The sequence below is a fragment of the Arcicella sp. GW458-12-2-14-TSB2 genome (genome assembly GCF_059423785.1).
Genome location: NZ_JBWKYN010000278.1, coordinates 1 through 4845, shown reverse-complemented (window position 1 = coordinate 4845; position 4845 = coordinate 1). Strand labels below are relative to the sequence as shown.

Below are 4845 nucleotides of genomic sequence, written 5' to 3'. Positions count from 1 at the left end.
GATTAAAATCAGTTATAAACCGCTTAAACATCGATTTTAAACCCCAAAAATGTATATTAAATTATTCGTACAAATATTGCTATGTCAATAAAATGCCATAGAAATTTGAGTTTGGAATACCGTCAAAAAATAACATACTAACCATAATTTATACTATAATATCCGCCTTATTATGAAATCAGAAAACCTTTGGCCAGAATTTTCTCTGAATAAACCCGTACGCAGTCCCAAAGTAGTTTTATTGGAGCAAGCTAGTTTTTTAGAACAAATCACCCAACAAACGATTAAAGCAAGTATAAGGAAAACGATTGAAAACAATAGTGGCATCATTAAGTATATCTTTGAAATAGAAGCCCCCGATACTAAAATCCTCAATTCAAAAGGGTATCGGTATTCACTATTAACAATCGAACAAAAATCGCTATTTTTTTATCCCTGTAGCATCTACCTAGACTCAACCTTATATTCCTCTGCCATAGAAACAGAGGAAGCGTTAACGAAGCATTTAAAAGAAATTTTCAATAGTGTCAAGACTCAGAATATCATTTATACCTTAATTTCATTGAGTATACATGGGAATGAGTTATAAAAATAATCCTCCTACTTTTATCTTGTTGACGATAAAAGTAGGAGGATTTAAATCATTTCCTCAAAATCTGCATAATTTATTCCCATCTAAGCCTTTAGCGTTGAACTTCAAAATCCAGATTTCTTTAAAGCATAGTTTCAATAATTTGAGGTCACAAATTATTAGCAATTAAATGTCAAAGCACCAAGCTTGATTATTTGTAGGTTTCTGATTATTTTTGTTTTAATTCTCACTTATTTACTACAAGATGCACGCATTAAATTTTCTGTTCTGGAATATCAATAGAAAACCAATTATTGAAGAGATTGCAATATCGCAAAGCATTATAATATTGATGTTCTTTTACTGGCGGAATGTAATTTTAATTTAGCTTCTCTTCTTTTAAAATTGAATTCAGAAACAGTAGAATATGAATTACCTAATCCAATTTTTCAGAACGATAGAATTAAGGTACTTACAAAATTCAGTAGTAGCTTTATAATACCTATTGAAGATGAATCAGAAAATAGATATACTTGTTTTAAAATAAAATTTCCAGTTACGGAGGAGATGTTAGTTTTTGGAGTTCATCTTACAGATAGAAGAAATAACCAGCCTGAAAGTATTTCTTCGCATGCAGGAAGAATAGCAAGAAGAGTTAAAGAGATTGAGAAGGAACAAAATCTATATAAGACAATAGTAGTCGGAGATTTTAATATGAATCCTTCTGACGTTGGAATGATAGATGCAGAAAGTTTTCATGCCATTATGGATAGTGAAATTGTAAAGAATAAATCAAGAATCGTTTCTAAAAAAGAATATGATTATTTTTATAATCCAATGTGGAGTTTGCATGGAGATATTGGAAATAATGTAGCAGGAAGTTATTATTATAAAAATGCAGAATTGGTAAATTATCACTGGAATGTTTTTGACCAAGTACTGATTAGACCATCATTAATTGATTCTTTTGATAAAGACAGCTTAAAGTTTATAGATTATGATGGGATTAAAAGCCTTTTAAAACCAACAGGTATTCCAGATGGGGAAAATTTTTCAGACCATTTACCATTAATTTTCACCTTAAATCTTTCAATAAAATGACTACTAAAAATCTTTGGCCTGAATTTCAACTTGAAGATGTTGTAAGAACTCCAAAAGCAATATTAAATGAACAAGCTGAATTCTTAGCAAAAGGCACAAAAAATTTACTAAATGGGAACATCACTATTTCCTCTTCACGAAATGGAGACATCGACTATTTTTTCTATATTGTAGCTCCTAATCTTGGCGGATACAGTTACCAGCTTTTGAGAATTAACCACAAAACTATCTCTATGTATCCGTGTGTGTTATTTGATAGTAGTAACCCTAAGGGATACAATATTATTAACGAGGATGACCTCTTGGATAAATTGTCTGAGATATTTAATTCCCCTCAGACACAAAAAGTTATAACATCTTTAATTTCTCAAAGTATTGATGAAAATACCCCATCAGTTTAATAACTCAAAATATCAAGTCAAGACTTATTAAAACTCTTGACTTGATACCTTCTTCTATTACTTCCTCAATATCTGCATAAACACTTCATCCAATCTTGAAGCCATCCTGACTTTGATTTTATAGTTATTTACATCCAATCCTTTGGCATTAAACTTTGAAATCCATATTTCTTTAAAGCCTAATTTTTCGGCTTCGGAAATACGATTTTCGATGCGATTTACCGCCCTGATTTCTCCGCCTAGTCCTACTTCGGCTGCAAAACAAATGGTACTCGGAATGGAAATATCCTCATAAGAAGACACAATGGACGCACAAACGGCTAAATCAATGGCAGGGTCTTCTACTTTCAAACCTCCTGCGATATTCAGGAAAACATCTTGATTGCCTAGTCTAAATCCTCCTCTTTTTTCCAATACCGCCAACAGCATATTCAACCGTTTAGCATCAAATCCTGTCGAGCTTCGTTGTGGTGTGCCATAAGTGGCGATAGAAACTAGCGACTGGGTTTCTATTAACAACGGACGATTGCCTTCTAGCATGGCACCGATAGTAATCCCAGAAAAATCTTCATCCCTTTGTGAAATCAAGATTTCGGAAGGATTAGACACCTCTCTTAGACCCGAGTTGAGCATTTCATAAATGCCCAATTCAGACGTGCTTCCAAAACGGTTTTTGGTAGTGCGTAGAATCCTATACGCCAAATGGCGGTCACCTTCAAACTGGAGGACGGTATCCACCATGTGTTCTAATACCTTCGGCCCCGCCAACGAACCATCTTTGGTGATATGCCCTATGATAAACACAGGCGTGCCCGATTCTTTCGCGAATTTCATTAATTCAGCCGCACATTCTTTTACTTGCGATACGCTCCCTGCTCCTGCCTCAATAAAAGACGATTGTAACGTTTGGATAGAATCAACAATCAGGATGTCAGGTTCAAAAGTCTCTACTTGCTTAAAGATATTTTGGGTTTGGGTTTCTGTAAGGATAAAGCAATTATCGCTTTTATTTTCCAACCGCTCAGCCCGCATCTTGATTTGATGTTCAGATTCTTCCCCAGAAACATATAATACTTTGTAGTTATCAAGCATCAAGGCAATTTGGAGCATCAATGTTGACTTCCCAATACCCGGTTCACCGCCTATCAATACTAAAGAACCTAATACGATGCCTCCTCCTAATACCCTATTTAACTCTCTATCTTTTGTTAAAATTCGGTCTTGTTCCTGATAATTAATCTCTTGAATAGCCCTAGGTTTTGACGCAACTTTCAAAGAAGTAGACACTTTCCAAGAGCCTTTTGTGGGTTCATCCTTCTGTACTACTTCTTCTACGAAAGTATTCCACTCGCCACAAGCGGGACATCTCCCCAACCATTTAGGAGCCTGATTCCCACAGTTTTGACAGAAAAATGAGGTTTTTACTTTTGCCATATCAATACTTAACCATCTCATTATCAACCGATAACAAGAAATATTTTAACATTTTCAACAATTAAAATTTAGGATTATCCCTATAATTAGTAGTTAATTATCAAGTGAAAACTCAAAAATACCTACCGCTTACTAATTTATGCTAAAAAAACGAGTAATAAAGTACTTCGTGTATAGAATATACCGTTATCTTGCCAACAAATCAAATTCTTACTCTTATGAACAAAAAAATCATTTTACTTATCGCCCTGTTAATTTTTGTAAAAACAAGTAGCGTTTTTGCTCAAATTACCTTCGGTATCAAAGGTGGTGTAAACTTTTCTCAATTAAAAACTGATTTCGAGAGTCAGTCAGTTGGTGCAAATTTACAACAAAGCTTGGATACTAAAACTGGTTATGTTGGTGGTGTATATTTCCGATTTGGGAAAACGGTGTTTTTACAGCCAGAATTAATCTTCTCGGCAAAAGGAGGAAATTTGAATTTAAATTCACAAAAAGTACACGTAGATTACACAAGTCTTGATGTACCTGTGTTGATTGGCTATAAATTAGGCCCTCTTCGTATAAACGCAGGCCCTGTGGCGTCATTTAAAGTATCTAACAGTATTAGTGATGACCTGAAAAACTATTCAAGTAATATCGGAGATTCATTCAAGAATGCCACTTATGGCTATCAGGCTGGTGCTGGTTTGGACATTGGTTCTTTATCTGTTGATTTACGTTATGAAGGAAGTCTTTCAGATATTTCGTCAGTAGTTGATTTATCAAAAAGTATAAATTACTCACAAAAGAGTAGTTTATGGCAAATGACTCTAGGCTATAAAATCTTTTAAGTATTTATTGCTAAATACTGTGAGGTGTCAAATTTCATGCGGTAAAACGCCTGATATTTGGCACTTTTTTATGTAATTTGCATCAATATTTTGAGTATTTTTAAGAAAACAAGCGAAAAATATCATGGAAAATTTTCGGATAGAAAGTTTAGAAATCAATAAAATAGGAGCTTTTGAGCATCTAAAAATGGACTTTCCTAAAAAGACTGACCCTGAAAAAGCTGAAATCCATATTTTGACTGGTGAGAATGGGACTGGGAAGAGTACTATTTTGGAGGCTTTGACACATTATATTGTCCCATTTTTAGAATCAGAAGATTTGGAGAAAAATCGCTTTCAACGTTTACTTTTGAAATTCAATGACCCTTTAAAGTATAATATTAGTTTTACTAATAGCCTTTCGGAAACAATTAATCTATTTCTAAAATCACCAATTGAAAAACAAATTTCTCATTCCTCTACTCTTTACTACTACAATTCAGAGGATTACAGTAATCATAAATTC

Annotated in this window: 6 protein-coding genes; 5 read left to right on the top strand and 1 reads right to left on the bottom strand. The window is 33.7% G+C overall.

The genetic code is table 11. The annotated features are described in order from the left end of the window. Positions 1 to 172 precede the first annotated feature (172 nt). From AC07XN_RS23480 to AC07XN_RS23470, 3 genes are all read left to right on the top strand, one after another. Positions 173 to 589: a hypothetical protein gene (locus AC07XN_RS23480; RefSeq protein WP_494744815.1), complete on the top strand. Its 417-nt coding sequence runs from the start codon at positions 173 to 175 to the stop codon at positions 587 to 589. Positions 590 to 976: 387 nt separating this feature from the next. After that, on the top strand, positions 977 to 1672 hold the full coding sequence (locus tag AC07XN_RS23475) for a hypothetical protein (RefSeq protein WP_494744814.1): 696 nt from the start codon (positions 977 to 979) through the stop codon (positions 1670 to 1672). Beyond that, positions 1669 to 2073 (top strand): hypothetical protein, encoded by a 405-nt coding sequence (locus AC07XN_RS23470; protein WP_494744813.1) that lies wholly within the window; start codon positions 1669 to 1671, stop codon positions 2071 to 2073. The genes AC07XN_RS23475 and AC07XN_RS23470 overlap by 4 nt, the downstream gene beginning before the upstream one ends. 57 nt (positions 2074 to 2130) lie before the next feature. On the opposite strand, the gene radA is transcribed toward AC07XN_RS23470, so the two are convergent. Then, positions 2131 to 3507, bottom strand: a complete 1377-nt coding sequence (gene radA / locus AC07XN_RS23465; RefSeq protein WP_309919521.1) for a DNA repair protein RadA — start codon at positions 3505 to 3507, stop codon at positions 2131 to 2133. A gap of 218 nt (positions 3508 to 3725) precedes the next feature. On the opposite strand from radA, the gene AC07XN_RS23460 reads away from it, so the two are divergent. Next, the gene (locus AC07XN_RS23460) at positions 3726 to 4340 is read left to right on the top strand and encodes a porin family protein (protein ID WP_494744812.1); all 615 of its coding nucleotides are present in this window, start codon (positions 3726 to 3728) and stop codon (positions 4338 to 4340) included. A gap of 124 nt (positions 4341 to 4464) precedes the next feature. Next, a partial coding sequence (locus AC07XN_RS23455) for an AAA family ATPase (protein WP_494744811.1) occupies positions 4465 to 4845 on the top strand: 381 nt, incomplete at its 3' end.

Excerpts from the sequence above, each read along its gene's own strand:
- AC07XN_RS23480 (WP_494744815.1), top strand. The coding sequence starts at position 173 with ATGAAATCAGAAAACCTTTGGCCAGAATTTTCTCTGAATAAACCCGTA.
- AC07XN_RS23470 (WP_494744813.1), top strand. The coding sequence starts at position 1,669 with ATGACTACTAAAAATCTTTGGCCTGAATTTCAACTTGAAGATGTTGTA.
- radA (WP_309919521.1), bottom strand. The coding sequence starts at position 3,507 with ATGGCAAAAGTAAAAACCTCATTTTTCTGTCAAAACTGTGGGAATCAG.
- AC07XN_RS23460 (WP_494744812.1), top strand. The coding sequence starts at position 3,726 with ATGAACAAAAAAATCATTTTACTTATCGCCCTGTTAATTTTTGTAAAA.